We start from the raw sequence: 19,198 nt of genomic DNA, 5'->3' as shown, positions 1-19,198 counted from the left end.
GCCGACCGGCCGACCGTGCAGGTGTCGACGAGGGAAGGGCGCAGCCTGATGACCGACGCTGATCCGGACCGGGACGCCGCCGCGCACCTGCTCTGCCAGTACGACCACGGGCCGGCCGGCGACGGGCCCGGCGTACGGCGGCCCATCGGGCTGGCCGAGGCGGCCGACCTGTGGCGGCGGGCCCTGGAGTCCGGCCGGGCGGCCGAGTCGACGGTGGACGCGCCGGAGGAGGGCGGCGACGTGATCGCCTTCTCGACCGCGCGGGCGCACGTGGTGGCGGCCCTGCTGGAGGAGTTCGCGGCCAGGGTCGAGCCCGGGAGGTCCACGCCGGCGGTGCGGGCCGACGATTCGCTGGCGGAGCTGGCGACGCGGCTCGCCCGGCACCTTGAGTCGGGCACCGGTTACTGAGGGGACGTGGCGATGAGCGACGACGACCTGACCGTCCCGGTCCCACCGGCCGACCCCACCCGGGAGCTGCTGATCTGGCCCGACTACGAGCGGGACGCCGGCGGTCGTACGACGGCGCGAAGGGTCGGGCTCGACGAGAAGGCCGCCCAGTGGCGGGCGACTGTCGACGCGGGACGCCCGACCGAGGAACGGCTCGGTCGGGCCGCCCCCGGGCTGGTGTCGATGTCGAGCGCCCGTGGCCTGGTCGTCGCGGCGATGCTGCGGGAACTGGCGGCCCGGGTCCGGCCCGGATTCAGCTGTGGCCCGGTCCGCTCCGACGGCTCGCTCAGCGTGCTGGCCCGCGAGCTGGCCGACGACCTGCGTCGCCGTACCGACCGATGACCCCGGCCGGTGGAGAACCCGACCGGCGGCAGCCGGAGGGCGCGTCGACGGGTTCCTGTTCGGTCGGGAACCCGCACGACGAGGGCGGCGTGGTGCTGCTGCCGGCGCTGCGTACCCGGGACGAGGCCGACATCTATCTCGACCTGCGCCCCTGCCCGCGCTGCGGCTCGATGGAAACCGCCTGGCGGGACGGGCCCGTGACGGTGCGGTCGCGGCGGGCTCACCGGTACGCCGGCCGCTGCGCCGACTGCGACGAGAACCGGGAGTTCCTGTTCGAGGTTTCCGAGGATGGCGACGGACCGGCCCCGCCGGGGCCACGTCCGAGGACCCGGTTCGGTGGGGATGGACCCTCCCTGCTGCTCGACCCCGGCGAGTGGATGCTCGTCGCCGACTGGTGTGTCGAGGCATGGTCGTCGTCGGATGCCCGGGGCGACGACACGGGGGCGGCGGACTCACTGTGGACCGCGGTGGCCGCGATCGAGGAGGTGCGCAAGTTCCTCCCGGCCGACGGGGAGGCCGTACCCGAGTCGGCGTTCTGGTCGGTGCGGGGCCGTACGGTCTATCACCGGGAACCCGGCCGGTTCCGGCGTCGCCGGTTGCAGGTCCTGCTGGACCTCTACCTCAACCGGGTGCCCTGGGTGCCGTCGTGACCGGCGTGCCCGCCACCGGGCGCACCGGCCCGCCGATCGACCCCAGCCAGGTACGGAGGAGTGGATGGACACCCGACGGGTGATCGACATGCTCGAACGTGCCGTCTTCACCGGCGACGAACGGGTGAGGCGTACGTTCGGCGGGCCGGCCCTGCTGGGGCTGGAGACGGCCCAGATGGGCTACGAGGCGCGGCCGGCGGACTGGGCGGTGGCGCGGGAGAGCTGGGTCGACGAGGTGATCGAGGTGGTCGGCACGAACGGTGCCGTGACCACCACCTTCGGCCTGCTGTTCCCCCGTGCCGGCGAGGGCGTGGTGTTGAACTCGCCGGCCACGATGGCGGCGCTGGGCCGACGGGTAGGGGTGGACCTCGATCCGGTGGCGTACGCCGAACTGCTCGCCGTCCTCCACTCCGGCGCGACGCCCGACGGCCGGTTCGGGTACGCGTTCTCCGCGACCCCCGGGTTCCCGCCGGGCTGGCTGATCCGCGACCCGGACCACTTCCGCACCGCTTTTCTGGTGCCGTCGGCACCCCCGGTCGGGCCCCCGACGTTCGCCGGTCGGGCCGACGGAAGCTGGACGCTGCGCTTCTGGTCGCACGACTACCACCTGTTGGAGGCGCTGGCGGCGGCGGTCGACGTCCACGAGTGGGAGGTGACCGGTGACCCGGCCGGACCGGCGTCCTGGTCACGCCGGACGGTCGGCACCCGGCTGCCGCTCGCCTGAACGACGACGGCGGCGGTGACGCCGGCAGGACGCGGTGAACCCGGCAGGGCGCCGCGCGGGCCGACGCCTGGCGGGTCGGGTGGCAGAATGACGTGCGCCGACGGCCGGACGGGGAGGTTGCTGGTGGACACGGAGTGGACGACCGGGGCGCTCCAGCGGTACGTGCTGGCCCCCGACGAGGCCACCGGACAGGTGTGGGTAGGCCCGGAGTCGGTCACCGTGAAGACCGACCGGTTCCGTTACCGGGCCCGGCCGGCACAGTGGGCCGTCGTCGACGCGGACTGGCTGGCCGAGGCGGTCCGGGTGGTGGCGGCACGGCAACCCATGTTCGTCACCCATGGCCTGCTGCGCACCACGTCGGGCGGGACGCTGCACCTCAACCGGCCCGGGGTGATGGCCGAGCTGGGCCGCCGGGTGGGTGCCGGGCTGGAGCCGTCGGCGTACGCGGAGCTGCTGGGTGAGCTGTGCTCGGCATGGACGATCGACGGCTCGGTGGTGCGCCCCTTCTCGGTGACCGAGGGCACCCGCGCCGGCTGGTTGATCCGTGACCCCGACCATTTCACCCACGTGCTCGCGGTGCCGGACGCGCCTGCGGTGACGCCCCCGACGTTCGTGCCCGACCCGGACGGGGGCTGGACCTTGCGGTTCTTCTCGCACAACCACTACCTGTTGGAGATCCGCTCCGCGGTGGACGTGTACCGGTGGACGGTGACGGGTGGACCGGACCGGGCGGCGACCTGGGTCCGGGAGACGGTCGCCGAGCGGGTGGAGCGTCCGCTGCCGTGACCGGTCGGACCGCCGGAACCGGCCGGCCAGCAGAGACCAGCCCCGGCCCGTCGGTCCGGGGCGGTCCGCCCGGTGGCGGACGGCATCCGGAGGTGACCCGATGGCGATGACCGACGACCCGGAGCGGCAACGCCGGCTGCGCGCGCTGGCCGACCTGCACGCCCGGTGGCAGGCCACGCACCAGGTGGACGACGCCGACTTCACCCCCGAGGGCGCCGACTCGGCGCAGCGTCGGCCGCCGTCGGCACAGGCGCAGCGCGAGTACATGCGCCAGGCCCGGGAGATCATGGGCCTCGACCCGGACACCGGCCACTACCGGGACACCGAGTGACCCTGCTGCCCGCCGTCCGGACCCGGACGGCACCCGCCGAGGCCGGTCCGCACCCCCGCAGCAGGTTCGGCGGCCCGCAGCCGTCCGCCCTGCTCGACCCCGGTGAGTGGCTGCTCGTCGCCGACTGGTGCGGGGAGGCGGCGGAGGTGGCCGAGCGGCAGGGCGACGACGCCGAGGCGGCGGACCTGCGGTGGACCGCCGTGGCCGCCCTGGAGGAGGTCCGTAAGTTCCTGCCCGAGACCGGCGACGCGGTGCCGGAGGCGGCCTTCTGGTCGACCCGGGGGCGGACGGTCTACCAGCGGGAACCGGGGCGGTTCCGTCGTCGCCGGATCGAGGTGGTCCGCGACTTCCACCTCGACCACATGCCGTGGAGCCCGGCGTGACACCGCTGCCCGCGCGGTCCACCCACGAGGCCCACCTCTACATGGACCTGCAACCGTGCGGCTGCGGGCAGGGGCGCTTCCCGCGCGCCTCCACCGTACTCACCCTGCCCGACGGCGACCTGGCCCGCCGCTACACCGGCGCGTGCCAGGGGTGCGGCGCGGCCCGCGAGTTCCTGTTCCGGCTGCCCGCCGCGCCCGTCGGCGTCGAGGAGGGCTTCCGGTACGGCGGCCCGGAGCCGTCCCGGCTGATCGACGCCGGGGAGTGGCTGTGGGTGGCCGAGAACCACGCCCGGGCGGTGCCGGCCGGGGCGCGGACCCTGCCGGAGGCGGACCGTGGGCGGTGCCGGTCCCGACTGACCGCCGCCGTCGCCGCGCTCGACGAGGTGGTGAAGTTCGTGCCGCCCGGCGGGGCCCGGGTGCCGTTCACGGCGGTCTGGACGGCGCTGGGCCGCACGCTCTACCAGCGGGAACCGGGGCGGTTCCGGGCCGGCCGGCTGGTCGCGGTGCGGTCGGCGTACGTGGGGGCGCTGCGCCGCCTGGGCTGAGCCGTCGGGGTGGACGCGGTCAGTCGGCGGTGCCGCCCGACCGCTGCGCGGGGGTGGCGGCCCTGCCGGCCGGTGGGCTGGCCGACAGGTTCGCCACGCACGTCGGGGAGATGCTGGTCTGGTCCTGCACGATCCGGTCGTCGAACAGGATCGTGCAGTGCAACGTCGGGATCCCGCCGGCGTACGCCAACCGCTCGTCGACCCCCGGCCGGGCCTGCGGCGTCGCCGACACCCACACCCGTTCGACGTCGGGATGACGCAGCGTCACCGCGTGGGACCAGGCCCAGGTCAGGCTGGTGGCGGACTGTGTCTTCAGCGCGCTGTGCCCCCAGGTGACCGCCATCCCGAACAGCCCACCCCCGCCGCCGACCACCTCGACGGTGAGCGTGACGACGTACTCCACCGGGGCCGGTGCGGGAGCGGGCGACGGGCCGGCGGAACAACCGGCCACAGTGGCGGCCACAGCGGCCACAGCGGCGACACGTCGCATGGAACCTCCTGCGCAACGGCGGCGGACGGCGACCGGCCCGTAGCCTAGCGTGCGCCCCTGTGGGTCCCGCCCGCCGGCGGGACATCGCTAGGCTCAGGTCGGCACCGGGCAGGGAAGGAGACCCGTCGTGGACGAGTCGTGGCAGCCGGCCAACGACACCGAACGGGCGTTGCTGCGCGCGGCGCGCGACGACGACCGCACCGGGTTCTTCCGCATCCTCACCCGGGCCGAGCTGTTCCTGCCGCAGTTGCGTGCCGACGACCCGGCCGACGGCGGTCAGCGGTTCGTCACGATGGACCTCTTCGGACAGCCGTTCCTGCCCGTGTTCACCTCGCTGGAGGCGATGGTGCCGCAGGTCGCCGGGGTCGCCGACGCGTACACCGTGACCGGGTACGACGAGCTGTGCGAGCGGTGGCCGGTGGCCGGGTGGCGGCTGGCGGTCAACCCGGGCACCCCGCTGGACGCGTACCTGCCGGTGGAGGCGGTCCGGGCGGCGGCGGACGGGGAGCTGGCCGTGCCCGCCGGGGCGGAGCTGCTCACCGAGCTGGCCGAGGCGGCGGCCGACGACGAGATCGCCGCCGCGACCGCCGACGGGTCGGACGATCCGGCTGCCGCGCCCGCCCCACCGGCACCCGCCCCGGGCCCGGCGGACGAGCCGGACACCGCCGCGCTGTTGCGGGACGCGGCCGAGCGCGGCGACTCCGTCGGTTACCTGGATGCGCTGCTCGACGCGCTGGTGGTGCTCCCCACCGGTGCCCCGGTGCCCGACCCGGCCCGGCTGGTCGACCCGGACTTCCCGTGGCGTGCGGTCGACGCGGGGGAGACGCCGGTGATCGAGGTGTTCACCGCCCCGGAACGTTTCGCGCGGGCCTACCCGGACGGCACGCCGAGCCTGCGGGCCACGATGGCCGCCCTGCTCACCGTCTGGCCGCCGGGGTACGCCCTGGCCGTCGACCCGGACTCCCCGGCCGGCATCACCGTCCCCGCCGACCAGGTGCCGTTCCTCCTGCTCTGGCCCACCCCCGACGAGACGGGCCCCGACGAGGTCACCCGCGCCGGGGCCGCCACCGACGACCCGAACTCCGCCGGGGCCGCCACCGGGCGGCCGGCCGATGCCGGGTGGGGCCGGTGAGCGGGGCGACGCTGATCCCCGGTGCCCGGTACGCCTTCGGGGTGGTCCATCCGGTCGCGCCGATGCTGCGGGTCCGCTACCGGCAGGGGGTGCCGGTCGACCCGTACGGCTTTCCGGACTGGACGCCGTACGCGCGGGCGGTGGTCGAGCTGCCGCCACTGCCACCGGACATCGGGGTGGACGCGGCCCGGGTGTTGGACGTGCTCACCGCCAACCTGGCCGTACCCGACCCGGCCGACCCGGACGCGTCCGGGCGTACCCCGGCGGGGTGGGTCTGGGCGCATCTGGCACGCAGCCGGCGGGTCGCGCTGGTGCCGGCGGAGTTGCACGCGGCGCTGCGGCACCTGGGCGGGGTGGGCACCGGCGACGCCGACCCCCGGCGGCGCGGGCTGCCGGTGGACGCCGCCACGCCGCCGCCGCTGCGGTTCGCCGAACGGCTCAGCCCACCGGCGGTGGCCCGCGTCGAGCAGCGGCTCGGGTTCGCCCTGCCGGGCGGCTACCGGGACTTCCTGGCCCGCACCAACGGTGGCTGGCCGGACTGGCCGGCGGTGCACCCCCGGTTCGGCTTCGTGGTCGACCAGCCGCTTTTCGGGGTGGCCCGCGCCGACCGGATGCAGGACCTGTGCCACGCCAACGCCTGGTTCACCGACCGGTTCACCGCCGACTGGCTGGCGGTCGGGCACGTGCAGGGTGGGCTGCTCGCCGTCCGGGTGGCCGGCGGCGACGAGGGGTCGGTCTGGTACTGGGACGACGACGACCCCCGGGCCCGCGACGACGACACCGCCGCCGACGTCGGCAACCGGCTGCTGCACCGCTGCGCCGACAGCTTCGGCGTCTTCTGGCACGCCCTGCGGGCGGTGCCGGGTCCGCTGCGTGACCTGGCCGTGGAGGCGGTGGCCGGGGGGCGGGTGACCCGGGTCGAGGACGAGCGGGCCGGGTCGGCGTTGCCGCCGGCCCGCCGGCAGCCGGCGGCGTGAGGCCGGGACGGAGGAACACATGACGGGGTACGGACGGTGCGGGCGACAGCCGGACGCCACGCAGGCACGGGGCCGGACGGTCATCGCCGACCCGCACCGGTCGGGCGGTCCGGCGGCCGGCGGCGTGACCCGGTCGGGCGGTCCGGCGGCCGGCGGCGTGACCCGGTCGGGCGGTCCGGCGGCCGGCAGGCCGGCGACGGGCGGCCCGGCCCGGTCGGGCCGGCGTCGGGTGGCGGGTGGGGTGGTCGTCGGGCTCGCCGCCGGACTGCTGGCCGGGCCGGTGCCGCCCGCTGCGGCGGCACCCGACTGTGCGCAGGCCGGTGGGCAGGTCGCCGCGCCGTCCTGGGCCCAGCAGGTGCTCGCCCCGGAACAGGTGTGGCCGTTCAGCCAGGGTGCCGGGGTCACCGTCGCGGTGCTCGGCTCCGGAGTGGACGGTGGCCACCCGCAGTTGCGGGGGAGGGTCGAGCCCGGCTACGACGCGGTCCGGGGCAGCGGTCGGGCCGACACCGACTGCACCGGCCAGGGCACCCGGGTGGCCGGGCTGATCGTCGCCCGGCAGGCCGGCCCGTCGCCGTTCGCGGGGCTCGCGCCGAGCGCCCGGGTGCTGCCGGTACGGGTGGTCGACGACCGGGCGTTCGGTGCCGCCCCGATCGACCCGGGGGTGGTGGCCCGGGGCATCGACTGGGCCGTCGACCGGGGTGCCCGGGTGGTCGCGGTGACCGTGGCCGCCGACCGGGACAGTGCGGCCCTGCGGACGTCGGTGCGGCGGGCCGTCGTCCGGGGTGTGCTGGTGGTGGGTGCCAGCGGCGACCGGGGCGGGGACGGCAACCCGGTGTCCTACCCGGCCGGCTACCCGGAGGTCCTCGCCGTCGGGGCGATCGGCCCGGACGGGCGGCGGTGGCCGAAGTCGCAGTACGGGCCGTACCTGGACCTGGTCGCGCCGGGCGTCGCCGTCACCACCACCCAGCGCGGCAGCGGGCTGGTCGAGGCCGCCGACGGCACCGCGTTGGCGTGCGGGTTCGTGGCTGCTGCGGTCGCCCTCACCCTGGCCAAGCGGGGCGGTGCGCCGCGCAGCGAACTGGTCCGGCTGTTGACGGTGACGGCGGTTCCCGGCGCCGACCGCGCCGAGTACGGCCACGGCACGGTCAACCCGTACGGGGCGCTCAACGACCAACTGCTGCCGCAGGCCGGACCTGCCCCGCTGCCCCGGTTCCGGCCTGCCGTCGACCGGCCCGACCCGGCGCTGCGGGAGAGCCGGCGGATCGCGCTGGCCGGTGCCGTGCTCGCCCTCGGCACCGTCCTGGTGATCTGTGCGGTCGCACTGACCCTGCCCAGGGTGCGTCGACGCCGGTGGCGGGCCGCCGTCGCGCCGGCACCCGCCCGGTCGGCGCAGCCCACCGAACCGGGCCCCCCGGTGCAGCTCTTCGACGACCCGGAACCCGGCCCCGGCCGATGAACACCGCCCGCAGTTCAGGGCCGTGCTCCGCCGGGGCGGGTCGCCCGGGGACAGCGGTCGGGCGGGCCGGTACGCCCGGTGGGGTCGGTCAGCCCCCGACGGTGACCGGGGCGGGACGGACCGCGCCCCGTGGGTCCAGGGTCGGGCCGGTCGGGACCAGCATGGTCAGGCTCGGTGGCACCACCAACGCACCCTCCGCCGGGTAGCCGAGCAGGCGCAACGCCTCGGCCGACGGCACCGCGTACCGGATGCCCAGGTCGGTGACGATGCTGTAGGCCCCGGGGCTGCCGAGCAGCTTCAGCACGGTGACCCGGCCGGCGGGGGCGGCGATCCGGTCGGCGAGCGGGACGCCGTCCGGGGAGACGGAACCGGTCGGCGCGGCCCGGTCCGCGCCGGGCATCGTGCCGCCCACGGTCAGCTCCGGCGGGGTGCCGGCGTCGGAGGTGGCGGCACAGAGCTGCTGGCCCGGCTCCGGGCCGAGCAGCTTCGGTGGGGTGGCGGGCGGCTGGCCCCGGTCCGCCGGGCGGGGTAGCTGCCCGCTCTTCGGCAGCGCGGTGACCGCGGAGACGGCGACCGGCACCGGTTGCCGCCCCGACTGGCCGGTCTGGATGGCCTGCTGCACGGGGGTGATCGGGGCGACCCCGTCGGTGAGCACCAGGTAGTGCTGCGGGCCGGAAGCGGTCTGGGTGACCAGCACGTCACCGTTGCGGCGGCCGGGCACCTCCCGGGACGGGTCGTCCCGGTCGGCGACGGGCAGGGCGGCGAGGTCGACCCCGGCGGGCAGCGCGTTCAGCCAGGCGGTGCCGACGGGGGTCGGGGTGACCGCCCCGAACAGGGCGGGCACGACCACCCGGGAACCCTGCACCAGGTGCCGGCGACCGTGCCAGACCAGGTAGTTCATGCCCAGCGTGGCGTCCTTGACGAGCAGCCCGTCGTCGCCGACGCCCCGCCCGTCGACCGGGCGGGCGGCCAGCGCCAGGGTCACCGTGTCGGTGGTACGGCCGGTGTCGTCGGTCGCCGGGGCGGAGCAGACCGTCCACGGCAGACCCGCCTGCCGGTCCGCTGCCGGCAGCGAGGCCGGGGCGTTCGGGATGCCCATCGTCACGCCCCGGGGGACCGCGCTGAGGGTGCTGCTGGAGACGCGTACCACGGGGGTGCCGGGGCGACCGGCGGCCAGCAACGCGGAGGCGTAGTTGAGCGTGGGGTGCAGCCGGCCGTCCAGATAGACGTAGGTGGCGCCGGTCTCCTTCTCGACCACCACCGAGCCGGGCTTGCGCCAACTGTCCCCGCCGACCTTGGTGAGCAGTCCGTAGATGCCCACCCCGGCGGCGACCAGGACGGCCACCATCAGGCCGCCGAACAACGCGCCGATGCCCCGACGCAGCGGCGACTGCTGCGGGTCGGTCTCGCGCATCACGAACGCGGACATCACCCGCTGGGTCATGAACTGGTAGGACTGGAGCTGGTCGCGGCGGGTCGTCATCGTCGCCTCACCCGCCGATCGAGGCGAACATCCCCCGGATCGCCCCGAACAGGCCGATGACCGCGCAGGCCAGCGGAATCAACGCCATGATGGCGATCACGTCGGCGATGTCGGCGGCCCGGCCCAGATAGGGTGACGGTCGGCGACGGCTGTAGAGCAGGCCGGCGACCAGGGTCACCGCCGCCACGGCGACCACACCGAGCCCGATCAGCATCCGGTCACCGCCCGACGTGGTGGCCAGCAGCGCGGCCACGGTCAGCGCCGACAGCCCCAACAGGCCACTGACCAGCAGCGGCACCCGCTGCGCGGCGGTCGGGAACAGCCGCCCGCGCAGCAGCAGCGCACCGGCACCGCAGAGCGCCAGCAACACGCCGGCCGGGGTGCGGTCCTCGGTCAGCAGGAACGCGATGGCGAGCGCGCCGCAGACCGACGCGGACAGCAGCATCCCGGTGAGCAGCTCGGTGGCCCGCGCCACCGTCACGAAGACCCTCGCCCGCTCGGGCACCGGCCGGTCCTTGAGGATCTCCTCCGGCCGGTCGGGCAGCTCCGGCACCGGCAGCCTGCCCAACCAACCGGCGATCAACGGGTAACCGGGCAGCAGACCGATCACGGTGGTCAACGTCGCCGCCGCCGCCCCGGCGGGGGAGACCCCGCCGTAGCAGAGCAGCGCGGCCAGCACGCCGGTCAGGCCGGCGGCAGCCCCGGCCATGAACAGCCGCTGCACACCGCCCACCGCCGCGTACCCGGCGATGCCGAAGACCAGCAGTGCGGCGGAGCCGAGCAGCAGGCTCGGTGCGCCCAGGTCGACGATCCGCACCCCGTCCGGGGCGGCGAGCAACGCCCCGCCGAGCAGGGCGTAGGGCAGGCCGGCGGCGGCGACCACGGCACCGGCGGTCGCGTCGGGCACGGCCCGCGACAGCACCGGCCCGGCGACCGCCAGCAGCGCCGCGACCCCCAGCGCCAGCAGGCCCGGGGCCCGCCACGGCGAGCCGACCGCGAGCAGGGCGAACAGCCCGAATCCGAGCAGCGCGGCGGTCACCGTCAACCCGGCCCGCCGGGTGGCGTCGTTGCTCCACGACCGACCGGTCCGGCGCGCGCCGCTGGCGATCACCTCGACCACGTCGTCGTACGCCAGCTCGGGCCATTCGTCGCGGCCCGGCGTGAGGTGCAGCAGCTCGCCGTCGCGGACGCCCTGCACGGCGAGGTTGCGGGTGGCCTCCAACAGGGTGCCGGTGGCCCGTCGGAGCACCCAGCCGCCCTGCTGCTCACCGACGTCGCCGAGCCCCTCCCCGGCATGCCGGAGCAGGTGCGGCAACAACTCCCCGACGAGCATGCCGTTGGGCAACGCCACGTCCATCCGCCGCTGGGGAGCGGCGATCGTCACCCTGGCCAGACTGAGACCGCCCGGGGCCGTCACGCTGGTCACCTCCCCGTGTGCCACGCGTCCGCGCGGTCGCCTCCTGGGCCCTCCGCGGCGGTCAAGGTAGCACGGCGGGGCCGCCCGTCGGGGGGTCCGGCCGACGGGCGGACGGCGGTCCCTGCCAGGGGCGACCGGTCGATAGAGTGGGCCGCCGGTGACCTATGTGGTGGGAGGTACGGGGGAGATGTCGTCGTTGGTGGTCGTCAAGCGTCCACCCCGCCGGCCGGCACCCCCGCTGCCGACCGGGGAGGTGCTGCTCGACCCGCCGCCGGAGGTGCCGGCGGCCGGCGGCCGGGGCTGGACCCGGATGCTGATGATCCTGCCGATGGCGGCCGGTGCCGCGGCGATGGGCCTGATGATGGGCATGCAGCGCGGTGGAGTGATGACCTATGTGGTCGGTGGCATGTACGGGGTCTCCATCCTCGGCATGATCGCGGTGATGGTGGTCAACCAGTCCGGGCCGGGCAAACGCGAGATGATCGAGGCACGCCGGCAGTACCTGCGCCGCCTCACCCAGCTGCGGGCCCAGGTCCGCAACACGGTCCGCCAGCAGCGGGAGGCCATCCACTACCGGCACCCCGACCCGGACTCGCTCTGGTCCACGGTGACCAGTGGCCGGCTGTGGGAGCGTCGGCGGGGCGATGCCGACTTCAGCGTGGTCCGCATCGGGCTCGGCCCGCAGGAGGTCGCCACCCCGCTGATCCCGCCGCAGACCCGCCCGGTGGACGAGTTGGAGCCGCTGTGCGCGGTGGCGCTGCGCCGGTTCGTCGCCACCTACTCGGTGGTGCCCGACCTGCCGGTGGCGATCGCCCTGCGCGACTTCTCCCACGTCCACCTGCGCGGGGCCGACGACGCCGTACGCGGGTTGGTGCGCGCGGTGGTGGCCCAGTTGACCACTTTCCACGCCCCCGACGACCTGCTGGTCGCGCTCTGCGTCGACCCCGACCGCCGGGCCGGGTGGGAGTGGGCGAAGTGGCTGCCGCACGCCCAGCACCCGACGAAACTCGACGCGGTCGGGCCGATCCGGCTCTTCGCCCCGACCGTGGTGGCGCTGGAGGCGATGCTCGTCGACGTGCTCGCCAACCGGCCGCGCTTCGACCCGTCGGCGACGGCGACCGTCGCGCCGTACGTGCTGGTGGTGATCGACGGCGGGCAGGTCGCCGGCTCCGACCACCTGATGACCGAGGGCGGGGTCGCCGGGGTGACCCTGCTGGACCTCACCGGTCACCCCCCGCGCCTGCTCGACGAGACCTCCGTGGTGCTCGACGTCGCCGAGGACGGCACCATCTCGGGCACCACGATGGACGGCAGCACCCGGGTCGGCCGGGCCGACACCCTCGATCCGGCCCGGGCCGAGGTGCTGGCCCGGGAGTTGTCCCCGCTGCGGCTGTCCGCCGCGTCGTACGTCGACCAGCCGACCGTGGCCGCCGACCTGGGGTTGGCCGACCTGCTCGGCCTCGGTGACCCCTACGAGCTGGACCTGGCCACCGCCTGGGGCAGCCGGCCCAACCGCAGTCGGTTGCGGGTGCCGATCGGGGTCAACGAGAACGGCCGGCCGATCGAGCTGGACCTCAAGGAGTCCGCCCAGGAGGGGATGGGCCCGCACGGGCTGCTGGTCGGCGCGACCGGCTCCGGCAAGAGCGAGCTGCTGCGGACGCTGGTGCTGGCGCTGACCGTCACGCACAGCCCGGAGATCCTCAACCTGGTGCTTGTCGACTTCAAGGGCGGTGCCACCTTCGCCGCGCTGGACCGGCTGCCGCACACCAGTGCCGTGATCACCAACCTGGCCGACGAGTTGTTCCTGGTCGACCGGATGCTCGGGGCGATCCAGGGCGAGATCACCCGCCGGCAGGAGCTGCTGCGCCGGGCCGGCAACTACGCCTCGCAGCGCGACTACGAGCGGGCCCGCGCGGCCGGGGTGCCGCTCGCCCCGCTGCCCAGCCTGCTGATCGTGGTGGACGAGTTCAGCGAGCTGCTCAGCGCCCGACCGGACTTCATCGACATGTTCGTGCAGATCGGCCGGGTGGGCCGGTCGCTGGGCATGCACCTGCTGCTGGCCTCGCAGCGGCTGGAGGAGGGGCGGCTGCGGGGCCTGGAGACGCACCTGTCGTACCGGCTGGGGTTGCGGACGTTCTCCTCGATGGAGTCCCGCGCGGTGCTCGGGGTGGCCGACGCGTACGAGCTGCCCCGCTCGCCGGGGCACGGCTACCTCAAGGCCGGCACCGAGGGGCTGATCCGGTTCAAGGCCGCGTACGTCTCGGGGGCGGTCCGGCAGCACGGCGGGGTGCCCACCGTCGGTGGCCGGCTGATCGACCCGGTACGCGACTACACCACCGACTACGTCCCGCTCGCCACCGACGACGAGCCGGACGAGCCCACCCGGGCCCCGGTCGACGAGCATGTCGGGGAGAGCCTGCTCGACGTGCTGGTGGCGCGGATGCGGGGGCACGGGCCGGCCGCCCACCAGGTCTGGTTGCCGCCGCTGGAGGAGCCGCCCACCCTCGACGCGCTGCTGCCACCGGTGCAGGTGTCCCCGGTGCGGGGCCTGACGATCGCCGCCGAGGACCGGCACGGCGCACTGCACGGTGTCGCCGGCATCGTCGACAAACCGCTGGAGCAGCGCCGCGACCCGCTCTGGTTGGACCTGGCCGGGGCGGCCGGCAACGTGATGGTGGTGGGCGCACCGCAGACCGGCAAGAGCAACCTGCTGCGTACCCTGATCACCAGCCTGGCCCTGGGCAACACCCCGCGCGAGGCGCAGTTCTACTGCCTCGACTTCGGCGGCGGCACCCTGGCCGCGCTGGCCGGCCTGCCGCACGTCGGCGGGGTGGCCAGCCGACGTGAGGTGGACAAGGTCCGGCGGACCATCGCCGAGCTGCACGGGTTGATGCAGGCCCGGGACGCGTTGTTCACCACGCACGCGGTGGAGGGCGCGGCGGCCTACCGGCGGGCCCGCCGGGAGGGCCGTTTCCAGGAGGACCCGTTCGGTGACGTGTTCCTGGTGGTGGACGGCTGGGCGGCGCTGCGGGCCGAGTTCGAGGACCTGGAACCCCTGGTCACCGAGCTGGCGAATCGGGGGCTCGGCTACGGCATCCACATCCTGGCCGCGACCAACAGGTGGATGGACGTCCGGCCCGCGGTGCGGGACATGTTCGGTGCGAAGGTGGAGCTGCGCCTCGGCGAGCCGGCCGACTCGGTGATCAACCGGCGGGCCGCAGTGAACGTGCCGGAGCAGCACGGCCACGGGCTCACCCCCGACGGCCTGCACTTCCTCGCCGGCCTGCCCCGCCTCGACGGCCGGCCCGTGGTCGATTACCTGCCGGACGCGCTGGCCGACCTGGTCAGGCAGGTGCAGCAGCACTGGACGTCGGCAGGTGCCCCGGCGGTGCGGCTGCTCCCCGCCGAGCTACCCTTCGAGGCGCTGCCCGCCGCGCAGGGCGGCCTGATCCCGATCGGCATCGCCGAGACCGACCTCCAGCCGGTACGCCTCGACTTCACCGCCGAGCCGCACCTGCTGCTCTTCGGGGACGTCGAGTGCGGCAAGAGCACCTTCCTGCGTGGGCTGGCCCGCAGCATCGTCGAGGGCAACGACCCGGCGCAGGCCCGGATCATCCTGGTCGACTTCCGGCGTAGCCTGCTCGGCGCGGTGGACTCCGAGCACCTGATCGGTTACGGCACCTCCCCGCAGGTCACCGCCGACCTGGTCAAGCAGGTGTCCACGGTGATGGGGGAGCGGTTGCCGGGGCGGGACGTCACCGCCGAGCAACTGCGCGACCGCAGCTGGTGGAAGGGGCCGGAGCTCTACCTGCTGGTCGACGACTACGACCTGGTGGCCGGGGCGGCGGTCAACCCGCTCGCGCCGCTGCTGGAGTACCTGCCGCAGGCCCGCGACATCGGCCTGCACCTGGTGCTGACCCGACGGATCGGCGGTGCCGGACGGGCCATGTTCGACCCGATGATCGGGCGGATCAGGGAACTGGCCTCCCCGGGCATCATGATGTCCGGGCCGCGGGAGGAGGGCGCGCTGTTCGGCACCGTCAGGCCGCAGCGGCTGCCCGCCGGCCGGGGTTGGCTGTTCACCCGGCGCCACGGCGCCCAACTCGTCCAACTCCCCCTGGTGCCCCCGGCGTGAGCGGGGCCGTCGGTCCGACGGTCGGTTCTGCTCCCGAAGAGCAGAACTGCCTGCTAGCCTGGATGATGCAGGACGCCCGCCGGGCTCCCGCGCCCGCCTTGAGGCCCGCTGATGCGGGCCTCTCGTGCATCCGTCTCGGGTTTGCCTTCGCAGCGGATCCCAGCACCACGAGTGGTGGCGGCGTGGCTCGACGAGCGACCAGAGTTGCTCGTTGAGTGGAAGATCTCGTAGCCGTGCAGCTCCGCGTCGGCGGGAACCCCGTACGTCTTCGCGGCGTCGACCATGACGCGATCGAGAGCCTCGCTGAGCGGGATCGCCACGGTGTCGGGCACCAGCAACGCTCCGACCCGGTAGACCCCGGGCGGTGCACGACTCGTCGACGTAGCAGAGCAGCGCAACGTGAGAGTACGACCCGTTTGGGTGACGGCCGGGAGTTACCCATCCGAGGGTGCGCGTGTCGGGCCGACTCTGCATGGGGATCGGGCGGGTTACGCTGCGCTGGTGAGCCGGCGTGACCAGTACCGGACCGAGCTGCGGGAGCGGGGTCCCGCGCGGTGGCCGGCGTTCCTGCGGGAGCATTCGGGGCTGCCCGGGCCACGGGCCAACCTTGAGCTCGCCCAGGCCGTCGCCGACGAGGGCGGGCCCGCCTCGTTCGACCATCTGATCGGCACCGACGACGAGTATCTGGTGTTCTGCGGGGTGCTCGGTCTGGGTCGTCTGCTGGCGGCCGGCGGGCGGGCCCCCAGACGCATCGAGGCACGCCTGCACGACCACGCCACCGACCCCCGCTGGCGGGTACGCGAGGCGGTGGCCCTGGCGTTGCAGCGGCTCGGCGACGCCGACCTGCCGAGCCTGCTCGACCTCGGCACGGCGTGGGCCGGGGACCCGCACCCGCTGGTCTGGCGGGCGGCTGTCGCGGCCGTCTGCGAACCGCGACTGCTGACCCACCCGGAGGCCGCCGCCCGCGCCGTCGTCCTGTGCGACCGGGCGACGGCGGGGCTGGCCGCGCTGCCGTCCGGCCGTCGCCGCGACGACGACGTCCGGGCCCTGCGTCAGGCGTTGGGCTACTGCTGGAGTGTCGCGGTGGCTGCCGATCCGGCTGCCGGCCTGCCGCTGTTCCGGGCGCTGGCCGGCGTCGACGACGGCGACGTGGCCTGGATCGTCCGGGAGAACAGCCGGAAGAAGCGCCTGGCCGGGCTGCTCGTCAGCGGCGGGGTGCGCCCAGCAGGTGCTGCTCGACCGACGTCTGGCTGATCCACAGGTGCCGGTCCGTGCCGCCACCGACCAGGGTGAGCATGTCGTCGGCCATCACCTGGAGGAACCGGCCGCCGTCCGGGGGCAGCCGCAGCGCCTGCTGCGCCGTCGCCGACTCGTCGGCGGAGAGCCGTTGCAGCACGCAGAGATCGCTGTCGTGCAGGGCGGGCGCGGTGCCGGCATCGAGCCGCCGCAACACGGTCAGCTCGGCCTGCCACACCCCGGGGGACGCCGTCCCGGACGCGGTCGGGTCGGGGGACGTCGACCCGGGTGTGGTCGGGGCGGTCGCGCCGGGCGGTAGGTCGCGGACGATCAGGACGGGCTGCTGGGCGGTGCCGGCGGTGGGCAGCGGGCGGCCGTCGGCGTGTATCTCGACCCGGTCGGCGGCCCGGCCGAGCGCCGCCGTGCCGAATCCGGCCCAGCCGGCCGGGTCGGCGGTGAGCACGACGACCCGGGCCCCCAGGGCCAGCGCCCGGAAGGCGACGAGCTGCCCCGCCCACACCCCGCCGACCAGGGTCACCCGGGTCGGTTCCGGGCGGAACAGCCGGATCGTGACCGCTGCCCGGCGGCGGTCCGCCCCGAGCACCAGACCGGCCGGCAGCGGGGTGGGGCTGAGCCGGGCGAGGGCCGCCGGGGAGACCGCGTGGGTGCCGATCCGCAGCCGGGGCAGCCGCCCGGACGGCCCACCACGGCCGGGGACGTCCTCGGCCCCGAGGCCGTGGGCCGGCGGTGGCCCCGGTGGAGCGGGTGGATGGCTTTCCGGGGCGGCCAGCGGACTGGCGAGGGCCCGGGTCAGCGGGTCGGCGGTGGCCAGCGCGGTGGCGGTGGCGGTGCCGGCCGCGTCGGCGTCGCCACCGCTCCGGGCGCCTGAGGCACCCAGCACCGGTGCGTCCGCAGCGACCGGCGGTGCGGTGACCGGCGTTGGTGCGGCGGCAGCGGCGACCGGTCCGCCCGGGTACGCCCCGGCAGCCGCCGGCCCCGGGCGATACGCCCCACCGGCCTGACCCGGGGAGCGAGGTCCACCGGTCGAATCCCGCGGATACGACCCCTCGGTCGGGCCCTGCGGGTACGGCTCACCGGCCGGCTCCGCCGGGTACGGCTCACCGGCCGGCTCCCGGTACGGCCCGGCCGGCCGGGCCGGGGACGCGCCGAAGGTGGCCGGCACCGTCGTGCGTCGTTCGTCATCCGGTCCGGTCATCCCGCGCCACCCCCCGTCGGTGCCGACGCGTACACCGCCGGGCCGTGTTCGCCGTCGAGGGGGAAGAGTTCCCCGCCCGCCTGCCGTACCCCGTCGACGGCCGGCCCGCACAGCTGCGGCAGCAGCTCCGTCGGCCCGGTGACGCGGACCAGCCCCCGCAGGTCGAGATCCTCCCCCGGCCCGTTGGAGGCGGCCGTCAACGACACCGTCACCAGCGAGGCGGGCAGGGTCTCCAGCCAGCCGAGCATGGCCGCCGCCCGGTCGACGGGGGGCCAGCGGCGGATCCAGAACGAGCGGTGCGCGAGCGGGCCGCAGTGCCACGCCGACCACTCCTCGCGGACCGGGGTCGCGCCGAGCGGGACGCCCGGGGTGAACCCACAGGACCGGCCGACGGCGGCGAGCAGGCCGTGGGCGTCCAGCAAGCGGTGCTCGACCCCGCACCGGCGCAGTGACCTGCCGACCTGGCGGGCCAGCGCGGCCACCACCGACGGGGCGATCCCCAGGTCGACCGCGTAGTCACCGATCGCCTCGGCCAGCGCGCGGGCGTCCAGCCGGACCGCCACCCAGGTCGCCCGCGCCCTCGGGACCGGACCGCCGTCGAGGCCGGCCAGCAACTGCCGGTAGGACTCCCGGGCCGGGGCGGTCGGGTCGTCACCCGGCCCGCCGGCCGGGACGGTGCTGGTCACCACCTGGAGCACGGCGCCCGGCTGCCCGGATTCCGCCAGTGCGGTGGCCAGCACGTCCAGCGGCAGGCCGCCCGGCGCGTCACCGGTCGGCCCGGACCCGCCGACGGCGGCCACCGCGAACCAGCCGGCGTCGTCGCGGGCCACCCCGATCCGGGTCCCGTCGGTCAGCGCCACGGTGCCCACCGACAGGCCGGGGGCGAGTCGTTGCAGGGCGTCCAACCCCGCGTCGGCGGCCACCGGCACCGCTGCGGCGGCCCGCCGCCGGTGCTGCCGGGCCAGCGACCGCTTCTCCAGCCACCAGCGGCCCCGCGAGCGCAGGAACACCACGGTCAGCAGGAGTACGCCGCAGAGCGCGGCGACGACCAGCACCGGCATGCCGAACAGTCCACTGGCGAGGACGCCGATCAGCACCGCCTCCACCAGGAGCAGTTGCAGGACGTGCAGCTCACCGATCCGGCCGGGACGGCGACGGGGGGCCAGGTGCAGGCGGGCGTCGGAGTGTTCCGGCCGGAGGGTGGTGTGTCCCGGTCGTGGTGCTCCGGTCATCTCCGGCTGCCCCCCAGACGCCTCGACCCGTGTGACCCACCCACGGTGGGTCGCCCTCATCATAGGAACCCGCCGCCGCCACCCGGGGCCCGTGGGGTCGGCGGCCGGGCACCCGCCGCCGGGCTGCCGAGGCGGCCGGTCCGTTGCAGGTCGAATCGTCCGCAGGCCGGCTCGTGGCGGGCCCGGGTCGGGCCGGTCCACAGTCGACTGCGGGGT

Annotated in this window: 18 protein-coding genes; 13 read left to right on the top strand and 5 right to left on the bottom strand. The window is 75.6% G+C overall.

Annotated features, from left to right (window positions below):
• The first annotated feature begins 48 nt into the window (after positions 1 to 48).
• The 8 genes from AB0C22_RS13720 to AB0C22_RS13685 all read left to right on the top strand — a co-directional run bounded on the left by AB0C22_RS13720 (position 49) and on the right by AB0C22_RS13685 (position 4,208).
• Positions 49 to 408 carry a hypothetical protein gene (locus AB0C22_RS13720; protein ID WP_219464570.1) on the top strand — a complete coding sequence of 120 codons (360 nt, stop codon included), beginning with the start codon at positions 49 to 51 and terminating at the stop codon, positions 406 to 408.
• 12 nt (positions 409 to 420) lie between these two features.
• On the top strand, positions 421 to 789 hold the full coding sequence (locus AB0C22_RS13715; protein ID WP_357535132.1) for a hypothetical protein: 369 nt from the start codon (positions 421 to 423) through the stop codon (positions 787 to 789).
• Positions 790 to 878: 89 nt separating this feature from the next.
• On the top strand, positions 879 to 1,439 hold the full coding sequence (locus tag AB0C22_RS13710) for a hypothetical protein (RefSeq protein WP_357535130.1): 561 nt from the start codon (positions 879 to 881) through the stop codon (positions 1,437 to 1,439).
• A gap of 64 nt (positions 1,440 to 1,503) precedes the next feature.
• Positions 1,504 to 2,163, top strand: coding sequence for a hypothetical protein (locus tag AB0C22_RS13705; RefSeq protein ID WP_219464567.1), 660 nt, complete (start codon positions 1,504 to 1,506; stop codon positions 2,161 to 2,163).
• A gap of 123 nt (positions 2,164 to 2,286) precedes the next feature.
• On the top strand, positions 2,287 to 2,949 hold the full coding sequence (locus AB0C22_RS13700; protein WP_219464566.1) for a hypothetical protein: 663 nt from the start codon (positions 2,287 to 2,289) through the stop codon (positions 2,947 to 2,949).
• Between the two features lie 100 nt (positions 2,950 to 3,049).
• Positions 3,050 to 3,280: a hypothetical protein gene (locus tag AB0C22_RS13695; RefSeq protein WP_357535127.1), complete on the top strand. Its 231-nt coding sequence runs from the start codon at positions 3,050 to 3,052 to the stop codon at positions 3,278 to 3,280.
• Complete coding sequence (locus tag AB0C22_RS13690; protein ID WP_357535125.1) at positions 3,277 to 3,663, top strand: hypothetical protein; 387 nt, start codon at positions 3,277 to 3,279, stop codon at positions 3,661 to 3,663. Before AB0C22_RS13695 ends, AB0C22_RS13690 begins: the two co-directional genes overlap by 4 nt.
• Positions 3,660 to 4,208 carry a hypothetical protein gene (locus tag AB0C22_RS13685; protein WP_357535123.1) on the top strand — a complete coding sequence of 183 codons (549 nt, stop codon included), beginning with the start codon at positions 3,660 to 3,662 and terminating at the stop codon, positions 4,206 to 4,208. Before AB0C22_RS13690 ends, AB0C22_RS13685 begins: the two co-directional genes overlap by 4 nt.
• A 19-nt stretch (positions 4,209 to 4,227) precedes the next feature.
• On the opposite strand, the gene AB0C22_RS13680 is transcribed toward AB0C22_RS13685, so the two are convergent.
• Entirely contained in the window at positions 4,228 to 4,698 is a 471-nt protein-coding gene (locus tag AB0C22_RS13680; protein WP_357535121.1) for a hypothetical protein, read from the bottom strand.
• A gap of 127 nt (positions 4,699 to 4,825) precedes the next feature.
• Here AB0C22_RS13680 and AB0C22_RS13675 point away from each other — a divergent pair, with 127 nt between their 5' ends.
• From AB0C22_RS13675 to AB0C22_RS13665, 3 genes are read left to right on the top strand one after another with little or no spacing between them, the layout of a single operon-like run.
• Entirely contained in the window at positions 4,826 to 5,830 is a 1,005-nt protein-coding gene (locus tag AB0C22_RS13675) for an SseB family protein (RefSeq protein ID WP_357535119.1), read from the top strand.
• Positions 5,827 to 6,807: an SMI1/KNR4 family protein gene (locus AB0C22_RS13670; protein ID WP_357535117.1), complete on the top strand. Its 981-nt coding sequence runs from the start codon at positions 5,827 to 5,829 to the stop codon at positions 6,805 to 6,807. Before AB0C22_RS13675 ends, AB0C22_RS13670 begins: the two co-directional genes overlap by 4 nt.
• Positions 6,808 to 6,826: 19 nt before the next feature.
• Positions 6,827 to 8,263 carry a S8 family serine peptidase gene (locus tag AB0C22_RS13665; RefSeq protein WP_357535115.1) on the top strand — a complete coding sequence of 479 codons (1,437 nt, stop codon included), beginning with the start codon at positions 6,827 to 6,829 and terminating at the stop codon, positions 8,261 to 8,263.
• Positions 8,264 to 8,351: 88 nt separating this feature from the next.
• Here AB0C22_RS13665 and eccB read toward each other — a convergent pair whose 3' ends face one another.
• Both eccB and eccD read right to left on the bottom strand, forming a co-directional pair.
• The gene (eccB, locus tag AB0C22_RS13660) at positions 8,352 to 9,746 is read right to left on the bottom strand and encodes a type VII secretion protein EccB (RefSeq protein WP_357535113.1); all 1,395 of its coding nucleotides are present in this window, start codon (positions 9,744 to 9,746) and stop codon (positions 8,352 to 8,354) included.
• A gap of 7 nt (positions 9,747 to 9,753) precedes the next feature.
• Positions 9,754 to 11,163: a type VII secretion integral membrane protein EccD gene (gene eccD / locus AB0C22_RS13655; protein WP_357535111.1), complete on the bottom strand. Its 1,410-nt coding sequence runs from the start codon at positions 11,161 to 11,163 to the stop codon at positions 9,754 to 9,756.
• Positions 11,164 to 11,350: 187 nt separating this feature from the next.
• Here eccD and eccCa point away from each other — a divergent pair, with 187 nt between their 5' ends.
• Together eccCa and AB0C22_RS13645 are read left to right on the top strand one after the other, a co-directional pair.
• A complete protein-coding gene (gene eccCa / locus AB0C22_RS13650) occupies positions 11,351 to 15,298 on the top strand; it encodes a type VII secretion protein EccCa (protein ID WP_357535279.1) in 3,948 nt (1,315 codons plus the stop codon).
• A 501-nt stretch (positions 15,299 to 15,799) separates the two neighbouring features.
• Positions 15,800 to 16,552 carry a hypothetical protein gene (locus AB0C22_RS13645; protein WP_357535109.1) on the top strand — a complete coding sequence of 251 codons (753 nt, stop codon included), beginning with the start codon at positions 15,800 to 15,802 and terminating at the stop codon, positions 16,550 to 16,552.
• Here the strand turns inward: AB0C22_RS13645 and AB0C22_RS13640 are convergent.
• Both AB0C22_RS13640 and AB0C22_RS13635 read right to left on the bottom strand, forming a co-directional pair.
• Positions 16,503 to 17,750 carry a hypothetical protein gene (locus AB0C22_RS13640; protein WP_357535107.1) on the bottom strand — a complete coding sequence of 416 codons (1,248 nt, stop codon included), beginning with the start codon at positions 17,748 to 17,750 and terminating at the stop codon, positions 16,503 to 16,505. The genes AB0C22_RS13645 and AB0C22_RS13640 overlap by 50 nt on opposite strands.
• Positions 17,747 to 18,982 carry a type VII secretion protein EccE gene (locus AB0C22_RS13635; protein WP_357535105.1) on the bottom strand — a complete coding sequence of 412 codons (1,236 nt, stop codon included), beginning with the start codon at positions 18,980 to 18,982 and terminating at the stop codon, positions 17,747 to 17,749. The genes AB0C22_RS13640 and AB0C22_RS13635 overlap by 4 nt, the downstream gene beginning before the upstream one ends.
• Positions 18,983 to 19,198 lie beyond the last annotated feature (216 nt).

This window comes from Micromonospora sp. NPDC048894, from assembly GCF_040649765.1.
GTDB classification, from domain to species: Bacteria; Actinomycetota; Actinomycetes; order Mycobacteriales; family Micromonosporaceae; genus Micromonospora; species Micromonospora antibiotica.
Note: the sequence above shows the minus strand (reverse complement) of the source record. Positions and strands in the feature narration are given on the sequence as shown.